Source organism: Rhodobium gokarnense (assembly GCF_025961475.1).
Lineage (GTDB): Bacteria > Pseudomonadota > Alphaproteobacteria > Rhizobiales > Rhodobiaceae > Rhodobium > Rhodobium gokarnense.
Genome location: NZ_JAOQNS010000004.1, coordinates 21,991 through 42,973, shown reverse-complemented (window position 1 = coordinate 42,973; position 20,983 = coordinate 21,991). Strand labels below are relative to the sequence as shown.

The 20,983-nt window shown below is 65.7% G+C and carries 23 protein-coding genes; 9 read left to right on the top strand and 14 right to left on the bottom strand.

Going from position 1 to position 20,983, the window contains the following annotated elements:
* The first annotated feature begins 49 nt into the window (after window positions 1–49).
* Complete coding sequence (locus M2319_RS07930; protein WP_264600922.1) at window positions 50–778, top strand: sulfotransferase family 2 domain-containing protein; 729 nt, start codon at window positions 50–52, stop codon at window positions 776–778.
* 34 nt (window positions 779–812) lie between these two features.
* Window positions 813–1,238 carry an HIT family protein gene (locus tag M2319_RS07925; RefSeq protein WP_264600921.1) on the top strand — a complete coding sequence of 142 codons (426 nt, stop codon included), beginning with the start codon at window positions 813–815 and terminating at the stop codon, window positions 1,236–1,238.
* Between the two features lie 21 nt (window positions 1,239–1,259).
* Here the strand turns inward: M2319_RS07925 and M2319_RS07920 are convergent, their stop codons facing one another.
* From M2319_RS07920 to M2319_RS07890, 7 genes are all read right to left on the bottom strand, one after another.
* Window positions 1,260–1,667 carry a DUF2000 family protein gene (locus M2319_RS07920; RefSeq protein ID WP_264600920.1) on the bottom strand — a complete coding sequence of 136 codons (408 nt, stop codon included), beginning with the start codon at window positions 1,665–1,667 and terminating at the stop codon, window positions 1,260–1,262.
* 8 nt (window positions 1,668–1,675) lie between these two features.
* Window positions 1,676–2,110 carry a MarR family winged helix-turn-helix transcriptional regulator gene (locus M2319_RS07915; protein ID WP_264600919.1) on the bottom strand — a complete coding sequence of 145 codons (435 nt, stop codon included), beginning with the start codon at window positions 2,108–2,110 and terminating at the stop codon, window positions 1,676–1,678.
* Between the two features lie 201 nt (window positions 2,111–2,311).
* The gene (locus tag M2319_RS07910) at window positions 2,312–2,656 is read right to left on the bottom strand and encodes an AzlD domain-containing protein (protein WP_264600918.1); all 345 of its coding nucleotides are present in this window, start codon (window positions 2,654–2,656) and stop codon (window positions 2,312–2,314) included.
* Window positions 2,656–3,408, bottom strand: coding sequence for an AzlC family ABC transporter permease (locus M2319_RS07905; protein WP_264600917.1), 753 nt, complete (start codon window positions 3,406–3,408; stop codon window positions 2,656–2,658). The genes M2319_RS07910 and M2319_RS07905 overlap by 1 nt, the downstream gene beginning before the upstream one ends.
* Before the next feature lie 149 nt (window positions 3,409–3,557).
* Window positions 3,558–5,981, bottom strand: a complete 2,424-nt coding sequence (gene clpA / locus M2319_RS07900) for an ATP-dependent Clp protease ATP-binding subunit ClpA (RefSeq protein ID WP_264600916.1) — start codon at window positions 5,979–5,981, stop codon at window positions 3,558–3,560.
* Between the two features lie 9 nt (window positions 5,982–5,990).
* Window positions 5,991–6,371: an ATP-dependent Clp protease adapter ClpS gene (gene clpS / locus M2319_RS07895; protein WP_264600915.1), complete on the bottom strand. Its 381-nt coding sequence runs from the start codon at window positions 6,369–6,371 to the stop codon at window positions 5,991–5,993.
* Window positions 6,372–6,788: 417 nt separating this feature from the next.
* On the bottom strand, window positions 6,789–7,121 hold the full coding sequence (locus M2319_RS07890; RefSeq protein ID WP_264600914.1) for a phasin family protein: 333 nt from the start codon (window positions 7,119–7,121) through the stop codon (window positions 6,789–6,791).
* A 451-nt stretch (window positions 7,122–7,572) separates the two neighbouring features.
* Between M2319_RS07890 and M2319_RS07885 the strand changes: the two genes are divergently transcribed.
* Complete coding sequence (locus tag M2319_RS07885) at window positions 7,573–8,871, top strand: D-alanyl-D-alanine carboxypeptidase (protein ID WP_264600913.1); 1,299 nt, start codon at window positions 7,573–7,575, stop codon at window positions 8,869–8,871.
* Here M2319_RS07885 and M2319_RS07880 read toward each other — a convergent pair.
* The 6 genes from M2319_RS07880 to M2319_RS07855 form a co-directional block, all read right to left on the bottom strand.
* A complete protein-coding gene (locus M2319_RS07880; protein WP_264600912.1) occupies window positions 8,862–9,584 on the bottom strand; it encodes a DnaJ domain-containing protein in 723 nt (240 codons plus the stop codon). The genes M2319_RS07885 and M2319_RS07880 overlap by 10 nt on opposite strands.
* A 26-nt stretch (window positions 9,585–9,610) precedes the next feature.
* Entirely contained in the window at window positions 9,611–10,354 is a 744-nt protein-coding gene (locus M2319_RS07875) for a VWA domain-containing protein (RefSeq protein ID WP_264600911.1), read from the bottom strand.
* 343 nt (window positions 10,355–10,697) lie between these two features.
* Window positions 10,698–11,132 carry a DUF1489 family protein gene (locus M2319_RS07870; RefSeq protein ID WP_264600910.1) on the bottom strand — a complete coding sequence of 145 codons (435 nt, stop codon included), beginning with the start codon at window positions 11,130–11,132 and terminating at the stop codon, window positions 10,698–10,700.
* A gap of 75 nt (window positions 11,133–11,207) precedes the next feature.
* Window positions 11,208–13,160, bottom strand: a complete 1,953-nt coding sequence (locus M2319_RS07865) for an ATP-binding protein (protein ID WP_264600909.1) — start codon at window positions 13,158–13,160, stop codon at window positions 11,208–11,210.
* Window positions 13,161–13,240: 80 nt separating this feature from the next.
* A complete protein-coding gene (locus tag M2319_RS07860; protein ID WP_264600908.1) occupies window positions 13,241–14,317 on the bottom strand; it encodes a hypothetical protein in 1,077 nt (358 codons plus the stop codon).
* Window positions 14,318–14,867: 550 nt separating this feature from the next.
* A complete protein-coding gene (locus M2319_RS07855; protein WP_264600907.1) occupies window positions 14,868–15,743 on the bottom strand; it encodes an MBL fold metallo-hydrolase in 876 nt (291 codons plus the stop codon).
* Window positions 15,744–15,841: 98 nt separating this feature from the next.
* On the opposite strand from M2319_RS07855, the gene M2319_RS07850 reads away from it, so the two are divergent.
* Both M2319_RS07850 and M2319_RS07845 read left to right on the top strand, forming a co-directional pair.
* Window positions 15,842–16,186, top strand: a complete 345-nt coding sequence (locus tag M2319_RS07850; RefSeq protein ID WP_264600906.1) for an ArsR/SmtB family transcription factor — start codon at window positions 15,842–15,844, stop codon at window positions 16,184–16,186.
* A gap of 5 nt (window positions 16,187–16,191) precedes the next feature.
* Window positions 16,192–16,554: a VOC family protein gene (locus M2319_RS07845; protein ID WP_264600905.1), complete on the top strand. Its 363-nt coding sequence runs from the start codon at window positions 16,192–16,194 to the stop codon at window positions 16,552–16,554.
* A 14-nt stretch (window positions 16,555–16,568) separates the two neighbouring features.
* On the opposite strand, the gene M2319_RS07840 is transcribed toward M2319_RS07845, so the two are convergent.
* Window positions 16,569–17,954: an L-serine ammonia-lyase gene (locus M2319_RS07840; RefSeq protein WP_264600904.1), complete on the bottom strand. Its 1,386-nt coding sequence runs from the start codon at window positions 17,952–17,954 to the stop codon at window positions 16,569–16,571.
* A gap of 273 nt (window positions 17,955–18,227) precedes the next feature.
* Here M2319_RS07840 and M2319_RS07835 point away from each other — a divergent pair, with 273 nt between their 5' ends.
* The 4 genes from M2319_RS07835 (at window position 18,228) to M2319_RS07820 (ending at window position 20,971) form a co-directional block, all read left to right on the top strand.
* Window positions 18,228–18,740, top strand: a complete 513-nt coding sequence (locus M2319_RS07835) for a rhodanese-like domain-containing protein (RefSeq protein ID WP_264600903.1) — start codon at window positions 18,228–18,230, stop codon at window positions 18,738–18,740.
* Window positions 18,741–18,908: 168 nt separating this feature from the next.
* The gene (gene bufA2 / locus M2319_RS07830) at window positions 18,909–19,175 is read left to right on the top strand and encodes a BufA2 family periplasmic bufferin-type metallophore (RefSeq protein ID WP_264600902.1); all 267 of its coding nucleotides are present in this window, start codon (window positions 18,909–18,911) and stop codon (window positions 19,173–19,175) included.
* A 117-nt stretch (window positions 19,176–19,292) separates the two neighbouring features.
* Window positions 19,293–20,189 carry an MNIO family bufferin maturase gene (gene bufB / locus M2319_RS07825; protein WP_264600901.1) on the top strand — a complete coding sequence of 299 codons (897 nt, stop codon included), beginning with the start codon at window positions 19,293–19,295 and terminating at the stop codon, window positions 20,187–20,189.
* On the top strand, window positions 20,186–20,971 hold the full coding sequence (locus M2319_RS07820) for an HvfC/BufC N-terminal domain-containing protein (protein ID WP_264600900.1): 786 nt from the start codon (window positions 20,186–20,188) through the stop codon (window positions 20,969–20,971). The genes bufB and M2319_RS07820 overlap by 4 nt, the downstream gene beginning before the upstream one ends.
* Window positions 20,972–20,983: the final 12 nt, after the last annotated feature.

Here is a 20,983-nt window from a genome sequence, read left to right as displayed (position 1 = left end):
TCCCTTTGCCCCGCTTGATTATGACTCCGGTTAGTGACATCAAGCCGCCATGCTGACGCTCGATGCCTCGCCCCTGCCGGTGATTTCCGTCCATATCCCGAAGACCGCGGGAACGGCCTTTGCCGATGTCCTCACGGCGAATTTCGGCGACGCGGTCGCTTTTTCCTACGGCAACCGGCACCCCAAGACCCATCCGCTCCTGAAAGAGATCGGCCGCCCCTCGGGACAGGACGACCTGAAGCGCATCGCGGATGCCGGCATCCGCATCATCCACGGCCATTTCTTCATCAGGCGGTTCAGAGAGCTCGGCATCGAACCCTCGAACGTCTGGGTCTGGCTGCGCGATCCGACGGAGCGGCTGATTTCCGAATACTATTTCAACAAGGGCCGCGACGACGTCATCAATCCGCTGGCAAAGGCCCTGCAGGCGGAGGACCTGTCGCTTCTCGACTATGCCCGGCGCAAGGACGCCCGCAATTTGCAGCACCGGCTGCTGGGGCCTCACGACATCGACGACCTCGGCTTCGTCGGGCTGACCGAATTCTACGACGACTGCCTGGAACTCACCGGCCTCACCGTGCCGCCGGCCGCAAGCCGCACCCGCAATGCGACGAAGGCGAAGGAAGCCGTCGATCGCAAGACGCGGATGGCGCTCGCCCGGCTGAACTTCGCCGACCAGATGCGCTACGCCGACGCCGTCCGGCGCCTGTCGCGCGAGCGCCGCGCCTTCCACCAGAAGAGCGCCCAGCAAAACGCAGAGACCGCGAAAGCCGGGTAAGCCCGCCAACGAGACACCGCCCGAGGAGGACACCATGACCGCCTATGACGCCGACAACATCTTCGCCAAGATCCTGCGCGGCGAGCTGCCCTGCCACAAGGTCTATGAGGACGACAAGACCTTCGCCTTCCTCGACATTATGCCGCGCGCTGACGGCCACACCCTGGTGCTGCCGAAGGCGGCCGCCCGCAACATCCTCGACGTTGGCCTCGACGACCTTGCCGCGGTGATGGCGACGACCCAGAAGCTGACCCATGCGGTGATGAAGGCGTTCGATGCGCCGGGCGCAACGATCCAGCAGTTCAACGAACCGGCCGGCGGCCAGGTCGTCTTCCACCTCCACGTCCACGTCCTCCCCCGCCACGACGGCGTGCCGCTGAAGCCGCACACGGGAGAGATGGCCGACCAGGACCTGCTGGCCAAGCACGCGGAAAAGATCAAGGCGGCGCTGGAGGGATAAGAAAACGGCCGGCAACATTCCTCAAGGATGCATCTTCGCGCCCTTGGTGATCTTGTCGACGACCTTCTTGTCCTCGCGCAACGCCAGGCCGACGATGGTGAGGTCGGCGGCGGCGACGGCCTTCACGGCCGCCCGGTTGGCCGCGTCGTGGCCGGTGGAGAACATCTCTTCCGTATAGAGCGAGAGCGGCACGGCGCGGGTCATCGCCCGGTCGAAAATCTTGCGCATGCCGGCCGCGTCCGTCGCCAGCACGATCATTGGCTGAACGCAGAGCGCGTTGTAGCGGTTGCCGTCGGCGTCCTCGTAGGGCTCGCCGATCAGGCCGTCCGCCGCGCCGACGATGCCGCTGGTGAGAAACGCGGTGACGTTGAGCTTTTGCCAGACGGCAAGGTCGTCGCGCACGACGATGGCGATCTTGGTATCGAACATTTTTCCAGTCAGGTCCCTTTCGGCCAGTTCGCCGGATCACCGAGCCGCGCCAGCGCCCCCTTCAGGGCTGCTGCGTCGGCGCCGAGCGCCCGGTCGGCCTCGTCGTTGAGGTCGTCCATCGCCGCGTCGAGCGGCCCTTGAAGCGCGCTTCCTGCCTCGGTCAGAAACAGCCGCTGCACCCGCCGGTCCTCCGCATCCGCCCGGCGCTCGATCAAATGATCCCGCTCCAGCCGGTCGATAACGCCGGTGATGGTGGCGCTGTCGAGCCGCAGCCGCTGCACGAGGTCACTCGCCTTCAGGCCATTCGTCCCCCACAGAAGCTTCAGCACGGCGTATTGCACGGGCGTGACCCCATGCACCCCGAGCTTCTCCTTCGCCCGCCGCGTCACCTGCTGCATGGCCTTGCCGGTCAGAAAACTAATGCAGTCCTCGATGCGATCCATGAGTGATGTCCCTGCAGAGGGGCGAGTCCATTGCAGACGAGAGATTTGCATACAATTATCTTGTGCACAAGGCTTTGGAAAGCAGCGGGCCGATGGGAGTCGGGTCGAGGCGTTGGGCCGAGATTGAGATGTTGGCTTGAAAAAGGCGAACGGACCGGAATGCGCCTGGAGAACACATCTGACAATGGCAAGAAGCCGGCCCTAGACGACCACCAGCCACCCGCCGATGAGCACAATTTCGGCGGCAAGGATGCCGACGAACGCCCATTTCTTGCCCTTCATGGCGATGGCAAAGCCGGTGCCGGCGGCGCCGATCCTCAGCCAAAGGGGCGCGAGGGCCAGTGCGCCGCTCGGGAACAGGATCAGCCGGGCGATGATGCCAGCGATCAGCGCCGTCGCGACCGCCCGCACCCAGCGGAAGATTTCCGAATCCTCGCGCACATTGCCTGCGAAGACGACACCGAGGACGCGCCAGATGCCGGTGGCGAACGCCCCGGCGATGAGGATGTAGACAAGGGTCGGCGCGGCGCCGGAAATCTGCTCCATCAGGCGCGCCTCGCGTCCCACCAGCGGCCGATGAGATAGGCCGCGGTGCCACCGACGAGGCCGGTCCAGAGGAGGTCGAAGCCGGGTGCGGCGAGAAAGAATACGGGCCCGAGAACGAGGCCGGTGAGCATCGCCAGCCGGTCGACCAGGAGCCGCGCCGCCGCCCACAGCGAGCACAGGAAATAGATCGGCATCAGGAAGAACAGCGCGGCGCCGAGGAGTTCCGGCAGGTGGCCAACCATCTGGAACGCGACCGCCGTCACGCAGATGTTGATGACGGTAAGGCTGGTGGCGAAGCCGGCGAAGAACGACAGCCGCGCCGGGCGCGGGATGTCCGGCAGCCGGCTCATGGCGAACACCCAGGACGTCACGGCGACGAAATGGGAGAGCAGCGCGAGCTTCCAGCGCGGCGTATCGGTATCCCTTACCACCGGCACCCAGGCGACCACCATCGGCATCAGCCGGACCGCGGAAAAGGCAACGGCGATGCCGGCGCCGAGAACGGACGCCCCGCCCGTCATGGCCCCGATCAGCACCACCTGGCTCGGCAGCGCCCAAATCGTCGCCGTCGTCACCACGGCCTCAAGGAAGGTCAGACCGCTGTCGCGGGCGAGCCCGGCAAAGCCGATGAAGGCGCCGGCGAGGATGAAGGCCGGGAAGGACACCACCGCCGCGATGCCGCGCAGGAACCAGGCGCGGCCGGAAGCCCCGGTGCTGTCCTCCAGGGAGGTCTCGGGCGGCGGCGCGGTCATCGGCGGATCAACTCGTCAGGCAATCGAAGGCGCCGCACCGGCAACGGCCAAAAACCATTGCGGAAAACGGCGCCGGAAACGGGCGGGGACCGGAGAAAATCCGGCCGGAGGAAAGCGGCGCCCGGAAGGCCCGGGCGCCGGAAACACTGTCAGTCGGACAGCGGCACCTTCGGCACCATGCTGCGACCGCTGCGCGTCGGCGGCGTATCGTCGTCGCCGGGACCGCCGTCGTCTCCGTCGTCGTCGTCGCTCTTGCGCGACTTCGTCGACTTGGCCTTGGCCGGCGGCACGTCCTCGATGGCTTCCAGGTTGAGGCCCTTGCTGCCGTCTTCCCTGGTCTCCAGCGAGACCTTGACGGTGCCGCCCTTGGAGAGCTTGCCGAACAGGACCTCGTCGGCGAGCGGCCGCTTGATGGTCTCCTGGATGACCCGGCCGAGAGGGCGGGCGCCCATCTGCTCGTCATAGCCTTCCTCGGCCAGCCATTTGACGGCCTCCGGCGTCAACTCGAAGGTGACGCCGCGGTCGGCGAGCTGGGCCTCGAGCTGCATGACGAACTTCTCGACCACCCGGTAGACCACGTCCGCCGGCAGGCTGGAGAACGGGATCACCGCATCGAGACGGTTGCGGAACTCCGGCGTGAACAGCCGGTTGATCGCTTCCTCGTCGTCGCCGGACCGCTTCTTCTGGGCAAAGCCGATCGGCGGGCGGGCAAGGTCGGCGGCGCCCGCATTGGTCGTCATGATCAGGATGACGTTGCGGAAGTCGACCTTCTTGCCGTTGTGGTCGGTCAGCTTGCCGTGGTCCATGATCTGCAGGAGGATGTTGAAGAGGTCCGGATGGGCCTTCTCGATCTCGTCGAGCAGAAGCACGCAATGCGGATGCTGGTCGATGCCGTCGGTGAGGAGGCCGCCCTGGTCGAAGCCGACATAGCCCGGAGGCGCGCCGATCAGCCGCGAGACGGTGTGCCGCTCCATATATTCCGACATGTCGAAGCGCAGGAGTTCGACGCCCATCAGCTCGGCGAGCTGGCGCGCGACCTCGGTCTTGCCGACGCCGGTCGGGCCGGAGAACAGGTACGAGCCGATCGGCTTTTCCGGTTCCCGGAGCCCGGCGCGGGCGAGCTTGATCGCCGACGACAGCGCCTCGATCGCCGCGTCCTGGCCATAGACCACGCGCTTCAGGTTCTCCTGCAGGTGCTGCAGCACCTCCGCGTCGTCCTTGGAGACGGACTTCGGCGGGATCCGCGCCATGGTCGCGATCGTCGCCTCGATCTCCTTGACGCCGATGGTCTTGCGCCGCCGGCTCTCCGGCAGAAGCATCTGCGAGGCGCCGGTCTCGTCGATGACGTCGATGGCCTTGTCCGGCAGCTTGCGGTCGTTGATGTAACGGGCCGAAAGCTCCACCGCCGACTTGATGGCGTCAACGGTGTAGCGGACCTTGTGGTACTCCTCGAAATAGGGCTTCAGGCCCCTCAGGATCTCGATGGCGTCCGGCAGAGACGGCTCGTTGACGTCGATCTTCTGGAACCGGCGCACCAGGGCGCGGTCCTTCTCGAAGAACTGGCGGTACTCCTTGTAGGTGGTCGAGCCGATGCAGCGGATCGTCCCGGAAGCCAGGGCCGGCTTCAGGAGGTTGGACGCGTCCATGGCCCCTCCGGAGGTGGCGCCGGCGCCGATCACCGTATGGATCTCGTCGATGAACATGATCGCGTCGGGATAGGCCTCGATCTCCTTGATGACCTGCTTCAGCCGCTCCTCGAAGTCGCCGCGGTAGCGCGTGCCGGCAAGGAGCGCGCCCATGTCGAGCGAGAAGACGGTGGAGTTCTCCAGCACCTCCGGCACTTCGCCGTTGACGATGCGCCGGGCGAGTCCTTCCGCGATGGCCGTCTTGCCGACGCCGGGATCGCCGACCAGCAGCGGGTTGTTCTTCTGCCGCCGGCAGAGAACCTGGATCGTCCGCTGGATCTCAAGATCGCGGCCGATCAGCGGATCGATCTTGCCGTTTTCCGCCTTCTCGTTGAGGTTGATGCAGTAGGCTTCCAGCGCGTCGTTCTTCTTCTTCGACGTGTTGTTGCCCTCCACGGTCGCGGCATCGTCCTCGACGTCGTTGTCGGGGCTCTGCTCGGCGGTGCCATGGCGCTTGGCGATGCCGTGGCTGATGTAGTTGACGGCGTCGTAGCGCGTCATGTCCTGCTCCTGCAGGAAGAACGCGGCGTGGCTCTCGCGTTCCGCGAAGATCGCGACCAGCACGTTGGCGCCGGTGACCTCCTCGCGACCCGAGGACTGGACATGGATCACCGCCCGCTGGATCACGCGCTGGAATCCGGCGGTGGGCTTGGACTCATCGCCGGTGTCGGTGATCAGATTGTCGAGCTCGGTGTCGATATATTCGACCAGATTGCGACGCAGCAATTCCAGGTCGACGTTGCATGCACGCATCACTGCGGCCGCATCCTGATCGTCGATCAGCGACAGCAGCAGATGCTCCAGGGTGGCGTATTCCTGATGCCGCTCGTTGGCATAGGCAAGCGCCTGGTGGAGGGCCTTTTCCAGGCTACGGGAGAATGACGGCACTGCGGCTCCTCATTTCTTTTCCATCACGCATTGCAGGGGGTGCTGGTGCTTGCGCGCAAAATCCATCACCTGCGTGACCTTCGTTTCGGCGACTTCGTAAGTGAAGACACCACACTCCCCGACCCCGTGATGGTGCACATGCAGCATGACGCGGGTCGCCTGCTCCCGCCCCATCTGGAAGAACCGTTCCAGGATATGCACCACGAATTCCATTGGCGTGTAATCGTCGTTCAGCAGCAGCACCCGGTACATGTTCGGCCGCTTGGTCTTCGGCCGCGTCTTGGGGACGACAACGGTGCCCGCATCGGCCCCGTCGCCGCCAGGTCCCCCGGCACCATTTCCCCCGGTACCATTGTCCTGGTCACCGCTCTTGATCGGTTCGGTCCACATCGATTCTGACCGCTGTTTCTCCGCTGCGTCGCGCCCGGCCCTGCCGGATCTTCCTCGCCGGCGCATTCCGCCAAGCCCCGTCGGAACACTCGCCCACAAAGTCGGCACACCCGTCCACAAGTCGGCACATCCGTCCATAAAAGCGGCGCGCCCGTCGTCCCTTATGCCGGCGCGCCCGTTCCTGATCGCCACCGACCCGCCCGTCCACTATCGGTTATTCGCCGGCGGGCCGCAAATCACATGGTGGCATGTCCGGAATGTAGGGTGCCACCCCGATGATTTTAAGGCGATCGTTGCAAGGTGCAATGGACCTGACGCAAACGGTGCGCGAAAAATTTCGGCAACAAAAAAGCCCGGCCGTGTGGCCGGGCCTTTCGGCGCCCCTCGGGGGCGCCGGCCGTTGCAGTGCAAAATGGCTTACTTGCCCATCTTGCCGAGGGCCTCTTCGTAAGGCTTGTAGGCGTCCTTGGCGAGATCGACGTACATTTCGCTGATCTTGGTCGCCTGGCCGACGAAGTCCTCGTAGGCGCTCTTGTAGTAGTCGGACTGGACTTCCATCGCCTTGTCGAGGCTCTTGGCCGCCATGAGCTGCTCCATGGCGCTGGCGCCATCCTCGAAGGACTTCTTCGAGTAGTCGGCCATCTCTGCGGCAATCTTCTGGAAGCCCTTGTTGATGTTGCCGAAATTCTTCAGCGCGGTATCGACCTGGTCCTTGTTCAGCTTCTGCAGGTCCTCAAAGCCAGCAAACATGATTCTCTCCTTCGCCTCTTAGGATTGCGTTTCGCGACGTCGCCGTGTTTGTCGGCCGTGTCTGTCGGATTGAAATTTATATATGCACTGCACAAAAAAAGTCAACGATTTTTTGCAGTGCAACAAAACCTATGCGAGCGTTCCCAATCAGGAATCGTTAGGTTTACCGAATTCTAACCGACGGGCCGTTAGTGTGGCCTCTGCCGTCGGCGCAAGGGCTTCCCGTGCGCCGAAAACCGAACCTCCCGACCGGGGGCGGGAGCCAAGCGGCCGCACTGCGAAAGCACGTTTCGCACCGGCCTTGTCGGCCGCACCGGAAAAGTGCGGCCACCAACATATGGACAGGAACGCGCGCACTGCGTGCGAAGTGGAGTCGTCTGAAGTGTTCGAACGTGTGTTTGGTCAAAGGCGCCGGCCGGGTGCGGTTTTCCGTGGTGCCGCCCTCGCCTGCATGTGCGCGTTGATAACCGTTGCCGCGGCCCCCGCCGCGAGCGCCAACAGCAAATACGCCGCCATCGTCATCGATGCCAATACCGGCAAGACGCTGTTTTCCCGTCACGCCGATGCGCCGCGCTATCCGGCCTCGCTGACGAAGATCATGACGCTTTATATCCTCTTTGAGGAGATGAAGGCCGGCCGCATGAACATGGGGACCCGCCTGAAGGTGTCGCGCCATGCCTCGGCCCAGGCGCCTTCCAAGCTTGGCCTGAAGCCCGGATCGACAATCAAGGTGCGCGACGCCATGATGGCGCTGATCACCAAGTCGGCGAACGACGTCGCCGCCGTGGTGGCCGAAAACATCTCCGGGTCGGAGACGCGCTTTGCCAAGCGCATGACCTCGACCGCCCGCCGGCTCGGCATGCGCAACACCACGTTCCGCAACGCCTCCGGCCTGCCGAACCGCGCCCAGCGCACCACGGCCCGCGACATGGCCACCCTCGGGCGCGCGGTGCAGCAGCATTTCCCCAAGGAATACAGCTACTTCAAGACACGGGTCTTCAAGTATCGCGGCCGCCGCTACGGCAACCACAACCGGCTGCTCGGCCGGGTCAAGGGCGTCGACGGCATCAAGACCGGCTACACCCGGGCCTCCGGCTTCAACCTCGTCTCGTCGGTGCGCCGCGACAAGCGCCACATCGTCGCCGTCGTCATGGGCGGCCGCACCGGCCGCTCGCGCAATGCGCATATGACGAAGCTGATCCGCACCTATCTGCCGAAGGCGAGCCGCTCGAATCTGAGCCCCAAGGCGGTGATCGCCCGCGGCAACAGCCCGGCCTTTCGAATCGCCATCCCGAAGAACGCCCCGCCGCCGCCGCTGAAGCCGGACGAAGAGATCGTAACCGCCGCGATCCCGCTGGTGCCGGTGAAGCCCGCGGCCAGGACCGTCCGCGTCAAGACGACGGCCCTGCGCGCGCCGTCCCTGCCGGACCGCAAGGCCAAGAAGGTCAGGGTGCAGTCGATCTCGATCGGCACCCACGACACGCCGGACCAGGGCCCGCGCCCGACCGGCTGGCAGATCCAGATCGCCGCGCTGCCGACCAACGACGAGGCATTGGCCCTCATCGGCCGCGCCCGCCGCGCCCACGATTCGCTCCTGAGTGAGCGCAAGTCCTACACGATGAAGGTGGAGACCGGGAACGGCACCCTCTACCGCGCCCGTTTCGCCGGCTTCGGCTCGAAGTCGGCGGCCAAATCCGCATGCTCCTCGCTCAAGAGGAAAAAGTTCGCGTGCTACCCGCTTTATGAGTGATGCGTTTGGGTGGAGTCATGAGTACCGAGAAGTCTTTCCTTAGCCTCGTTGAGTTTGGACGCAAGGAACGTGGACCCTCCGAGGTCGGGGTGGAGCCGTTTCATAAGCCGTCTGTGCGCCTCCCGGATTTCCGCCGGGCTGGCTCCGGGCGAAACCCCAAGGATCTGGTAGGCCTCCTCCTCACTCATGCCGCCCGATCGCGGCGCGCTGCGATGCCCCGCGTCGCCGTCCGCCTGGAAGTCTTCACGCCAGTCGGGGTGCCGGCGGTCAAGATAAGCCTCTAGCAGCGCCCGGCTCTCGCCGTCGCCGTCAAGCTCGCCCCAAAGGGCGGCAATGTCCTGGAGTGACAGGTCGTCGAGGCTCTGGCCGGAAAACCGGCCGGCGAGCACCGTTCCCGTCATCCCGCCGCTGTCGTGGTCGAGCTCCATTTCCAGCGCCGCCGAGCGCACCGTGGAGCGCTGGCCGCCGCTCGGGCTGGAGCCGCCGAAGGGGGAAAAGCCGGAAACGCCGAGGAGCGACAGCCCCATGGCGCCAACGGGAATCGCAAAGCCCCAGCGGCCGGTGATGCCGAGGAAGGCGGCAACGCCGAGCAGCGTCATCCCGCCGATCAGCTTCAGCCGCCGTGCCAGCACGGCCGGATTGGTATAGAGGAGCGACCGGATCCCCAGAAGGATCAGGAGAATCGCGGCGATGAAGAGAAGAACGCGGGCCATGGCCGGATACTAATTCAGAGCCCGCCTCAGCGCATCTGTTCAAGCAGCAGGGTCGCGCCCTTCGCCCCACCCTTCGACATGTCCTGAAGGGCCTTGCGCCCGCCCGCGGCATAGGCGGCGACGCCGCGCAGCAATTGTCCAAGTTCTTTGGCCGAGGCCGCATCGAGCCGCAGATGGACGCCCTTGGTCAGCCGCGCGATCTCCTTGAACGCCCGGTCGGCGACCGGATCACCGCCCTCCTGGAACAGGAACACCGGCACGCCGTGGAGGCCGAGTTCGCCGGCCTTGGCGCAGAGATCGTCGGCATTCTCCTCCATGCAGTCGCCGATATAGACCAGCGCCTGCACCTTTTCCTTCTTGGTCTCCTTCAGCGCGTGGGCGAGCACCTTGCCGATCTGGGTGTGGCCGCCGCGGCAGTCGATGCGCGTCATCAGGTCGGCGAGCGCGCGGGCGTTCTTCACCCATTTGCTCGCCCGGCATTCGCCGAAGCCGCGGAAATAGACGAGCTGCACGTCGAGGCTGCCGATCTTCGCCGCCTCCTCGAACATCTCTGCCTGCAGCGAGCAGGCCCGGTCCCAGGTCGGCTGCCGGCTCATCGTCGCATCGAGCGCAAAGACCAGCCGGCCACGGCCCTCCGCGCGCGGCCCGAGGCTCTTTGCGGCGTTGAGGAAGGCGTCGATCTCGCCGCGGCTCGACGGCGCCACCTCGCCCTTGGTCCCCTCCTTCAGGCCGGACAGCGGCGACGTCGGCACCGACGTTTTCTTGGTCATGATGGGCCCCGATCAGAACACGGAATTATCAGGGAGTATATTGGCGCGCGCATAGCCGAACTCAACAAGCGGCACGCATGCCCGCGTTCGTCTCCCGTGGATGAAGAAAATCTCGGCATCATTACCGGGCTTGACCCGGTAATCCATTCTGCCTTTCGGAACAATCGGTTGGCTCATCATGGATTGCCGTGTCAAGCACGGCAATGACGCCGAGAGGGTGGGTCCGGGAGGGGGCGAGCCGCAAAACAGAGAGCAGCGAATCAAGCCCGACGGTGACGCAGAGTGATGGGAAAGCGAAACGCAAGAGACGCGACGGGAGCCGCAACAAGCAGCCGATGCCACATCAAAGAAGCCCCAGCTCCATCAGTTCCCGGCGCATTTCCGGCGGGATGTCCTCGCTCGCCTCACTGCCGCGCAAGTCCGCCGGCGCATCGCCCGGCTTCAGGTAGCGCCAGCCCTGGAACGGCCGCTTCGGCTGGCCGCGCGTCGGCACCAGGTCCGTGTCGAGCACCAGACGGCAGCGCTTGACCCCGGCATCGTCGGTGAAGGGGCGGATGTCGCGGAGTTTCTGGCGCGCCTGCACCTGGCCCTTGATGACCCAGTAGAGCGAGCCGCCGTCGAGCAGTTCCTCGCGCCGCTTCGGCACCATGCGCGTGGTGTGGAAATACTCCACGGGCCGCCCGGCCTGCCGCATCTGGTCGAGCCGGTAGGCGATCCATTTCTGCAGGTCTTCGACCGTCTCGATGCCAACGCAGAGCTTTATGAGGTGGAGGGTCATGGCGACAATGTCGGTCGCGGACCGGCGAAAAGCAAATGCCGGAACGCTGCTATCCACACTTTGAACAGGACCGGCTCAGTCGGCGACCTCAAGCTCCGGAATGGCGAGCGTGACGACCTCGCCGCCCTCCTCGACCTGATCGCCCGCAATTGCCGCGACCGCTTCAACGACGCCGTCATGGGGCGCCGCCACCACATGCTCCATCTTCATCGCCTCGACCGCGAACAGCCGGTCCCCGCGGGAGACCGTGTCGCCGCTGGCGACGTAGACGGCGATCACCTTGCCGTGCATCGGCGCGCGGATATGGCCGGCATCGCCGGAATCCTCGGCGAGGCGCGACAGCGGGTCTTCCAGCTCGACTTTTGCGGCCCGGCCGCCGTCGAGAGCATAGGCGGCGCCCGGCCCGGCGATCTCCGCGGCACCGCCGTCGCGGCTCGTCGCCTCTCCGACCCGAACGGACAACCCGCTGCCATCCCAGATCAGCCGGGCCTCGGCCCCCTCTCCGCCGACAAGGATCGGCTGGACGATGTCGCGCACGCCGCCAAGCTGGAACGCGTCCGAGGCACCCCAGGGATCGAGCCAGCCGGAGCCAATCCGAGCCGGTTCAGCAGGCGCAATGAGTAGCTCAACGGCCTTGGCGAGCGCCGCGTCTTCGACGCTCCCGCCGGTCAGGCTCCCGATCTCCCGGTCGCAGAAGCCGGTATCAAAGCCGCCCTTCCTGACCTCGGGATGATCGACGACGGCGCGCAGGAACGCCAGATTGGATTTGGGCCCGGCAACGACGCTGTTCTTGAGCGCCTCACCAAGCCGGTCGAGCGCCTGATCGCGCGTTGCGCCTTGGGCGATCACCTTCGCGATCATCGGATCGTAGAAGGGCGAGACGCTGCCGCCCTCCTCCACGCCGGCATCGACCCGCACGCCTTCCGCTTCCGGCAGCCGCAAGAGATCGAGCCGGCCCGACGACGGCAGGAACCCGGTGTCCGGGTCCTCGGCATAGAGCCGGACCTCCACGGCGTGACCGGCAAGAGGCACCGCGTCCTGCGCCATCGGCAATTCCTCGCCGGCAGCGACACGGAACTGCCATTCCACGAGGTCCGTCCCGGTAATCGCCTCCGTCACCGGATGCTCCACCTGCAGCCGCGTGTTCATCTCCATGAACCAGAAGCCGTCGGGCCTGAGCCCCTTGCTGCCGTCGGCAATGAACTCGACCGTCCCGGCGCCGACATAGCCGACGGCCTTCGCCGCGGTCACCGCCGCCGCGCCCATCGCCGCCCGCACCTCGGGCGTCATCCCGGGCGCCGGCGCCTCCTCCATGACCTTCTGGTGCCGCCGCTGCAGCGAGCAGTCGCGTTCAAAGAGATGGATCGCGTTGCCCGCGCCATCGGCAAAGACCTGCACCTCGATATGCCTCGGATCGGCAACGAATTTCTCGATCAGCACCCGGCCGTCGCCGAAGGCATTTTCCGCCTCGCGCCTGGCCGCAGCGAGCGCGTCGTCGAAATCGAGGACCTTTTCGACCTTGCGCATGCCCTTGCCGCCGCCGCCGGCAACCGCCTTGATCAGCACCGGATAGCCGGTCTCATAGGCCTTCTGCTTCAGGAACTCCGGCGCCTGCATGTCCCCGTGATAGCCGGGGACGACCGGAACGCCGGCTTTCTCCATCAGCGCCTTGGCGGCATCCTTGTGGCCCATCGCGCGAATGGCACCGGCCGGCGGCCCGACGAAGGCGATGCCGGCGTTTTCGCAGGCCTCAGCGAAGGCGGCGTTTTCGGCCAGGAACCCGTAGCCCGGATGGATGCACCCCGCGCCCGTCTCCCTGGCCGCCGCGATGATCTTTTCAATGACGAGATAGGATTCGGTCGCCGGCGCCGGGCCGATGGCAATGGCCAAATCTGCCGCCTGCACATGGGGGGCGTCGGCATCGGCGTCCGAATAGACGGCGATGACCCGCATGCCGAGCCGGCGGGCCGTCTTTACGATGCGGACGGCGATTTCCCCGCGATTGGCGATCAGGACGCTGTCGAACATGAAATTGGCGTTTCCCCGGACAGGTGATTTTGCCCGCAACGATTGCCGGCTTTCTTCTCCGGATCAAACGATTTTGCGGGTCAGACGAGCTTTCGAAGCTGGGAGTAGCCATCTGCAAGCCGCACCCGGATGCGGTCGGTCAGTGTGCGCTCGGGGCCGCGATCCGGATGAAACCGCGCCAGCGTCTCCGCCACCAGGGCATCGATCTCCGCGCCGAGCGCCGGATCGGTCGCGGCGTCGAAGACGTTCGGCGAGGACGGCCCCGTGTCCTGACCAAAGACCTCATCCCAGGCGCGGCCCCAATGGCGCGACGCAAAAGCATCGTTCGGCTCGGCGTAGCGCTCACGGATGGTGGCAGCGAGCGCATCGGTCAGCCCCGCAAAGCCGACGGCGTTCCAGCCGCGCCGGCTGGCCTGGCGCTGGATGAAGCGCCGGGCCGAGCGATGCAGGACCTCCGAGTGGTGGAGCGCTTCCTCCGCCGCAACGCGCCGGCAGACCTCGACCGTCGCCGGCCCGATCGCCGCATTGACCGAACGCAGCGGGCGCAGATGCGGCAGCCGGACGAGCCGGTCGGAAAGGCCGAGGGCATCGAAGAACGCAGCCTCGATGCCGGGAGCAAGCACGGTCGGCGCGAAGGGAATCGCCGTCACACGCTCCACCCCCGCCGCCTCCCATGGCGCGACGATCGCATTGAAATCATAGGCGCGCCGCGCGGCCATCTGGGTCGCGTAGTCGGCAAAGAGCCGCGCCTCCGACAGCGTCTTGACCCGTTGCGTGTAGAGCGAATTGAAGAGACGAGCTTGCGGCCGCACGAAGAGGACGATTTCCGGCGCAAAGCCGGCAGCCCGGATCGCCCTGACGATCCTCTCCGGCCCGTCATCGCCGGCCGAAAACGTGCTGAAGAGCTCGGAGGAGACGAGCGCAACGCCGTCCCAGCGCTTCAGCCGCCGCGTCAGCCGGTCGAGTGTGGTCGGCTTCAGCCCGCGCACGCGCTTTCCCGCCGCATCGCGAAAGAGATTGTGGTGCGCCGCCTCACCGCCGGCCAGAGGATAGAGGATGCCGGCCCGCATCAGCCGCCGCCCGTTGGCGGCAAAGAACCGCTGCAGGCTGGTGCTGCCCGTCTTGTGGGTGCCGACATGAATGATGCATCGCCGCATGCTGTTGCTTTACGTCACCCCGCGGCGATTTGCATCCGTTTGATGGGGCGGCGCGGAGGCCTCAGCACAAACACGCGGCGGTTCGATGTCACCCCGTCCGCAAGTGCGGCTTGTCGACCATCGAGTCGGTCTCGGCGTCCCCCTCCCCCGTCATCCCGGCCGGAGCGCAGCAAAGAGCCGGGACCCATTGCCCCCATCAACGCTGTAGCCCATTGCAATTCCCGACACGGCCGAGATCCGCGCACCGACCCCGTTCCGATAACGACCGACATACCGCATGGACAGGGGCATTAGGCCCCGGATCACGTCCGGGGTGACGACGGAGTGTTTGGCCCACGACAGCGCGCACGACGAACCCGGTGCCCTGCCGCCAACGTCCGCTGGATTGTCGCGTCGGCCTGCCAAGGCTCGCATCACGCGCCGCTCCCCGTCCTTCGGACCCTCGCAATGATATTGAAAACACGAGTGAATCCGTCATTGCGAGCGCAGCAAAGCAATCCAGACAGCGGATGTCACGGGCGTCCGCGCCCAACAGCGCCGGACCCTGCCCTCACGACGCCAGCTTCACCGGGATCTTCAGGTACGACACCCCGTTCTCTTCGGCCGGCGGCAGCGCCCCCGCGCGCATGTTGACCTGGATCGACGGCAGCAGCAGCAGCGGCATGTCGAGTTTTTCGTCGCGCGCGGTGCGCATCTCGACGAAATCGTCCTCGCTCACCCCGTCGCGGACATGGACGTTGCACCGGCGCTCCTCGGCGATCGTCGATTCCCAGGCATATTCGTCGCGGCCCTCGGCCTTGTAGTCGTGGCACATGAAGACCCGGGTCTCGGGCGGCAACTCCAGCAGCTTCTTGATGGAGCGGAAGAGCTGGCGCGCATCGCCGCCCGGAAAATCCGCCCGCGCCGTGCCGAAATCCGGCATGAAGAGCGTGTCGCCGACAAACAGCGCGTCGCCGATCTTGTAGGAGACGCAGGCCGGCGTGTGGCCCGGCGTCGCGATCACCTCGATGTCGAGCGCGCCGACGGAGAATGTCTCGCCGTCCGCGAACAGCCGGTCGAACGAGCTGCCGTCTGCGGCAAGGTCCGTGGCGTTGAAGATCGGCCGAAAAATCTTCTGCACCTCGCGGATGCGCTCGCCGATGCCGATCTTGGCGCCGGTCTTCGCCTTGATGTAGGGCGCGCCGGACAGGTGGTCGGCATGGACGTGAGTCTCCAGCACCCAGGCGATCTCAAGGCCCTCGTCCTCGGCCGCCCTGATGACCTCGTCGGCCGAGTCCGTCGTCGCCTCGCCCGAGCGGTGGTTGAAGTCGAGTACCGGATCGATAACGACTGCGGTTGTGTCTTCCGGATTCCAGACGAGATAGGAAATCGTGTTTGTCCCCTCGTCGAAGAACGCACGAATTACAGGACGATCGGAATTCGGCATGAATTTCTCCTTTTCGACACCAAGTTGGGGATGCGTTTCTTGACGAATATATGAGCGCAGCCTAATTTAACAACCTGCGAATTATAGGAGATACGCGCATGGCGGTGATCGAAATGGGGTCGATGGACGGTTTCGAAGACCGGGCCGAAGACGCCACCCGCATGCTCAAGCTGCTGGCCAACGAAAAGCGGCTGCTGATCCTCTGCCGGCTCGCCGAGGCCGGGGAAGCGAGCGTCGGCACGCTGGCCGATTCCGTCGGGCTGTCGCAGTCGGCGCTGTCCCAGCACCTGGCCAAGCTCCGCCAGGAGGGCCTCGTCGCCTATCGCCGCGACGCCCAGACCCTGTTCTACCGGGTCGACGACGCCGATGCCGGCCGCATCCTGCTGCTGTTGAAGGAAATCTACTGCCCGTCGGGCATGGACCAGCCGGCCGGCGTCTGCTGACCCCCGTGCCGCTCAACAGGCTGATTCTCTACGCCAGGGACATGGAGGAAACGGCACGTTTCTACGAAACCCATTTCGGATTCCAAGCGGTCCGCCTCACCGGCGACAGGATCGTGGAACTGGTTGCCCGAAACGGCGGCGCCAACATCATGCTCCACCAGGCCGCCAGGGGGCAGCGCTCCGGCCAGTCGACCGTCAAGCTGGTGTTCGATGTCGAAGACGTCGAAGCCTTCTGCCGCCATTGCGCGGAGAACGGCCTTGAATTCGGCCCGATCCACAAGGCCGACGGCTATTGCTTCGCCAACGCCAAGGATCCCTGCCAGAATTCGATTTCCGTCTCCAGCCGGACCTTTCGCAAGCCCGCGTAATCCGGAACGATCCGTCAGCACTCGATGACGTTCGAGGCGAGCCCGCCGGTCGCCGTTTCCTTGTATTTCTCGTTCATGTCGAGGCCTGTCTGGCGCATCGTCTCGATGCATTCGTCGAGCTGGACGAAATGGGTGCCGTCGCCGCGCAGGGAGAGCGAGGCCGCCGTCACCGCCTTGACGGCGCCAAGGCCGTTGCGCTCGATGCACGGCACCTGAACCAGCCCGCCGATCGGATCGCAGGTCATGCCGAGATGGTGCTCCAGCGCGATCTCCGCAGCATTCTCGATCTGCGCGTTCGTCCCGCCGAGAACGCTGGCGAGCCCCGCCGCGGCCATAGCCGATGCCGAGCCGACCTCGCCCTGGCAGCCGACCTCGGCGCCGGAAATCGACGCATTGTGCTTGATGATGCCGCCGATCGCCGCCGCCGTCAGCAGGAAGGTCCGAACCCCCTCCCGGCAGCCATGCGGGCAATGGTCGACATAGTAGCGGATGACGGCGGGGATGATCCCGGCCGCCCCGTTGGTCGGCGCCGTCACCACCTTGCCGCCGGCCGCATTCTCCTCGTTGACGGCCATCGCATAGACCGAGAGCCAGTCCATCACCGTGTGCTGGAACGGATCGTTGCGGCCGCGCTCTGATGTCAGCTTCTGATGGATTTCGCGGGCCCGGCGGGCGACGTTCAGCCCGCCCGGCAGCCGGCCGCCGACGGCAAGGCCGCGCTCCATCGAGCCGTTCATGGCGTCCCAGATGGCATCGAGCCCGGCGTCGAGATTCTCCACCTTGTGGGCGACGAGCTCGTTCGCCCGCTTCATGTCGGCGATGGAAAGGCCCGATTTCTCGCCCATCTCCAGCATCTCGCGCGCCGAGGCGAAGGGATAGGGCGCCGCAACGACGCTGGTCAGCGGCGAGTCGTCGTCGGCCACCGCATCGAGTTCAGCCGCCGTCACCACGAAGCCGCCGCCGACCGAATAGAACACCTCTTCGGCGAGCGTCGCGCCGGCCGCATCGAACGCGCGGAACACCATGCCGTTGGCGTGGCCGGGAAGCGGCGGCCCGTAGTCGAAGACGATGTCGGCGTCGGGATCGAAGGCGATGGGCGCCAGGCCCTCCGGCGTCAGGCGCTTTGCCGCCTTGGTGTCGTAGATCATCTCGTCGACCCGGTCCGGATCGATCGTTTCCGGCTGCTCGCCCAAAAGGCCGAGGACAACCGCCCGGTCGGTACCGTGGCCCTTGCCGGTGAAGGCGAGCGAGCCGTGCAACGTCGCCGTGACGTGGGCCGGCGCGCCGTCCAGGCGGCGCAGGCCGTCGATGAAGCGCCGCGCCGCCACCATCGGCCCCACCGTATGTGACGACGACGGCCCGATGCCGATCTTGAAGAGCTCGAAAACCGAAAGGAACACGGGGCAAAGTCCTTGTGCGGCGCCGCCTCCGGTCCCGGCCGGACGGCACCCTTCCCGGAGTCATAGGCGCAGAGGCCGAAGTCCTCTGTTCAGAACGCGACAAAGCGTCGCTCGCTCCCGCCCGCCGGGCGCGGTCGCATAGGGCCACGATGTTTGAAATCGGGCAAGGACGCAGATAAGAAAAGCTGCCCTTGACGAAACGCAATGCTCGGCACCCGCAAGGCGCCACCTGACGACCCGACAACAACAGCACCGGAAAAGGACGCAAACGCGATGGCCCTTACCGCGATCTCGCCCGAGGAAGCGTCCAAGCTGCGCTACAAGAACGCTGTCATCATCGACGTGCGCGAGCCGGCCGAGCTGGTGCGCGAGCGGATTCCCGATTCCCGCGCCGTGCCGCTGTCGCAGATCGCCTCGGCCGACCTGAAGCTCGGTCCCAAGGAACGGCCGATCTTCGTCTGCCATTCCGGCGCCCGCACCAACGCAAGGTCCGGCCAGCTCGCCGCCAGGATCAAGGGCCAGGGCTATGCGCTGACTGGCGGCATGGTCGCCTGGAAGCGCGCCGGCCTGCCGGTGATCACCCCGGACGATGCGGCATCGAAGCGCGCGAGACTCGTCCTCAACGTCCTCAACGCCGTCACATTGGGCGGTCTTGCCCTTGCCGCATACGGTTTCGTCACGCAAGGACCGACCGTCGGCGTGATCGGTGCGGGCCTTGCGATCACGGCTTTGTTTGGTCGCGGACCGGCGATATCCGCGGTTTTGGGCAAGGACGGCATTTCCTAGGCGCCACTTCGCGCAAAAGTGGCAGAAACGCCTCACAAACACTGACAGGAACGTGAAAAGGCGTGTGTTGCGGACGGACCGCGACGCATGTCCCCCTGAGGCCGTCGAGCGGGCCAAAACCGACCCCGCCGACGCGATGAACGAACCTTTCTCAGGGAGACCAATCGAATGAAACTCGCTTCCAAGTCCGGTGCCGCCGTTGCCGCCGCCGCTGCCGCCCTGCTGCTGTCCGGCGCCGCCGGCATCACCACCGCCTCCGCCGCCGACAGCCAGGTCAAGTGCTTCGGCGTCAACTCCTGCAAAGGCCACAGCGCCTGCAAGACCGCCAGCTCTTCCTGCAAGGGCCTGAACGCCTGCAAGGGCCAGGGCTTCCTCATGGAATCCAAGGCCGAATGCGAGGCCAAGGGCGGCAAGCTGGAAGACCCGAACGCCTAAGGGCTTCCGAACCCAATGGTTTCTGCCCGTCGGACAATGACCTCCGGCGGGCAGTTGCCTTGAAGGAAAGCCGCCCGAACGGGTGGCCACAAAAAAAGACCCGGGAGCCGAAAGACCATGTCGCCCTCTTCCCCAGGCACAGGAACAGGCGCGGGCATCGCCCCCGCCGACGAGCGTCCCCCCTATCTCGGTTTCGGCCTCGGCCTCAGGCCCGACCACTACGGCGCCATCCTCGACGGCGATCCGCCCGTCGACTGGTTCGAGATAATCTCAGAAAACTACATGGTCGCCGGCGGCCGCCCGCTCGCCAACCTGGACCGGGTGCGCGAGCGCTTTCCCCTCGTCATGCACGGAGTCTCCATGTCGATCGCTTCCACCCAGCCGCTCGACATGGACTATCTGGCTTCGCTGAAGCGCCTTGCGAAGCGCGTCGAGCCGCAATGGATTTCCGATCACCTGTGCTGGACCGGCGTCCACGGCATCAACCTGCACGACCTCCTGCCCTTCCCCTATACCGAGGAAGCGCTCGACCATGTGGTGGAGCGCGTCTGCCGGGTGCAGGATTTTCTCGGCCGTCGCCTGACCCTTGAAAACGTCTCCAGCTACGTCTCCTTCGCCTCGTCGCAGATGCCGGAATGGGAGTTCATTTCCGAGCTTGCCCGCCGCGCCGACTGCTGGCTGCTGCTCGACATCAACAACATCTATGTCAGCGCCTTCAACCACGGCTTCGACGCCCACGATTTCCTTGCCGGCATCCCCGTCGACCGGGTCGTGCAGTTCCATCTCGCCGGCCACAGCCACGAGACCACCTACATCATCGATACCCACGACCACGCCGTCCCCGACGACGTCTGGTCGCTCTATGCCGCCGCCCTGAAGCGCTTCGGCCCGGTCTCGGCAATGATCGAGCGCGACGCGGATATTCCCCCGCTTGACGAGATGCTTTCGGAACTGGACATCGCCCGGCGCGTTTATGCCGAAACGCTTGGTCAACCCGTGGAGGCAGCCGAATGACCGTATCGACCCTCGCCGAACTGCAGGACCGTTTCCAGACGGCCCTCCTGACGGGCGACGACGCGGTCCTGGCCGACATCGTCGACTCGCCGCGGGAGAACCGGGACATCCTTTTTGGCGTCTACAGAAACGCGTATCTGATGCGGCTGATCGAGATCCTGGAAAACGACTACGAGATGCTGAGCGCCTATTCCGGCGAGGTCGGGTTCCGGGCGCTCGCGCGGGCCTATGCGCTGACCAATCCGTCGCGGCAGTCGAACGCGCGGTTCTTCGGCGAGAAACTGCCGCGATTCCTGGCCGAGACCCAGCCCTGGTCGGACACGCCGGCGGTGCCGGAACTCGCCGCCATCGAATGCGCCCTCAACGATGCCTTCGACGATGCGAGCGCGGCGCCGATGACCATCGGCGACCTCGCCGCCGTGCCGCCGGACGACTGGGGCGCCCTCGCCCTTCGCCCGCAGCCCTTCGTGCACAGGCTCGACCTTTCCTCCAACGCCCTCGACATCTGGACGGCGCTGCGCGACGGCAAGACGCCGCCGGCGCCCCGGGACCTGGACCGCACCGTGCACCTCCTCGTCTACCGCCACGACCTCACGTCACGGCTGAGGCCGATGGACCCGGACGAGGCGATGATGTGGGACCAGATGGCCAAGGGCCTTTCCTTCGGCGTGCTCTGCGAGATGATGGCGACCTTCTGGGATGCCGAGACGGCGCCGGTGCGTGCCGCCGGCCACCTGCAGGCCTGGATTACCGACGGCCTTCTGGTGCAGGACGCCGCATAGGGGCACCCGCCC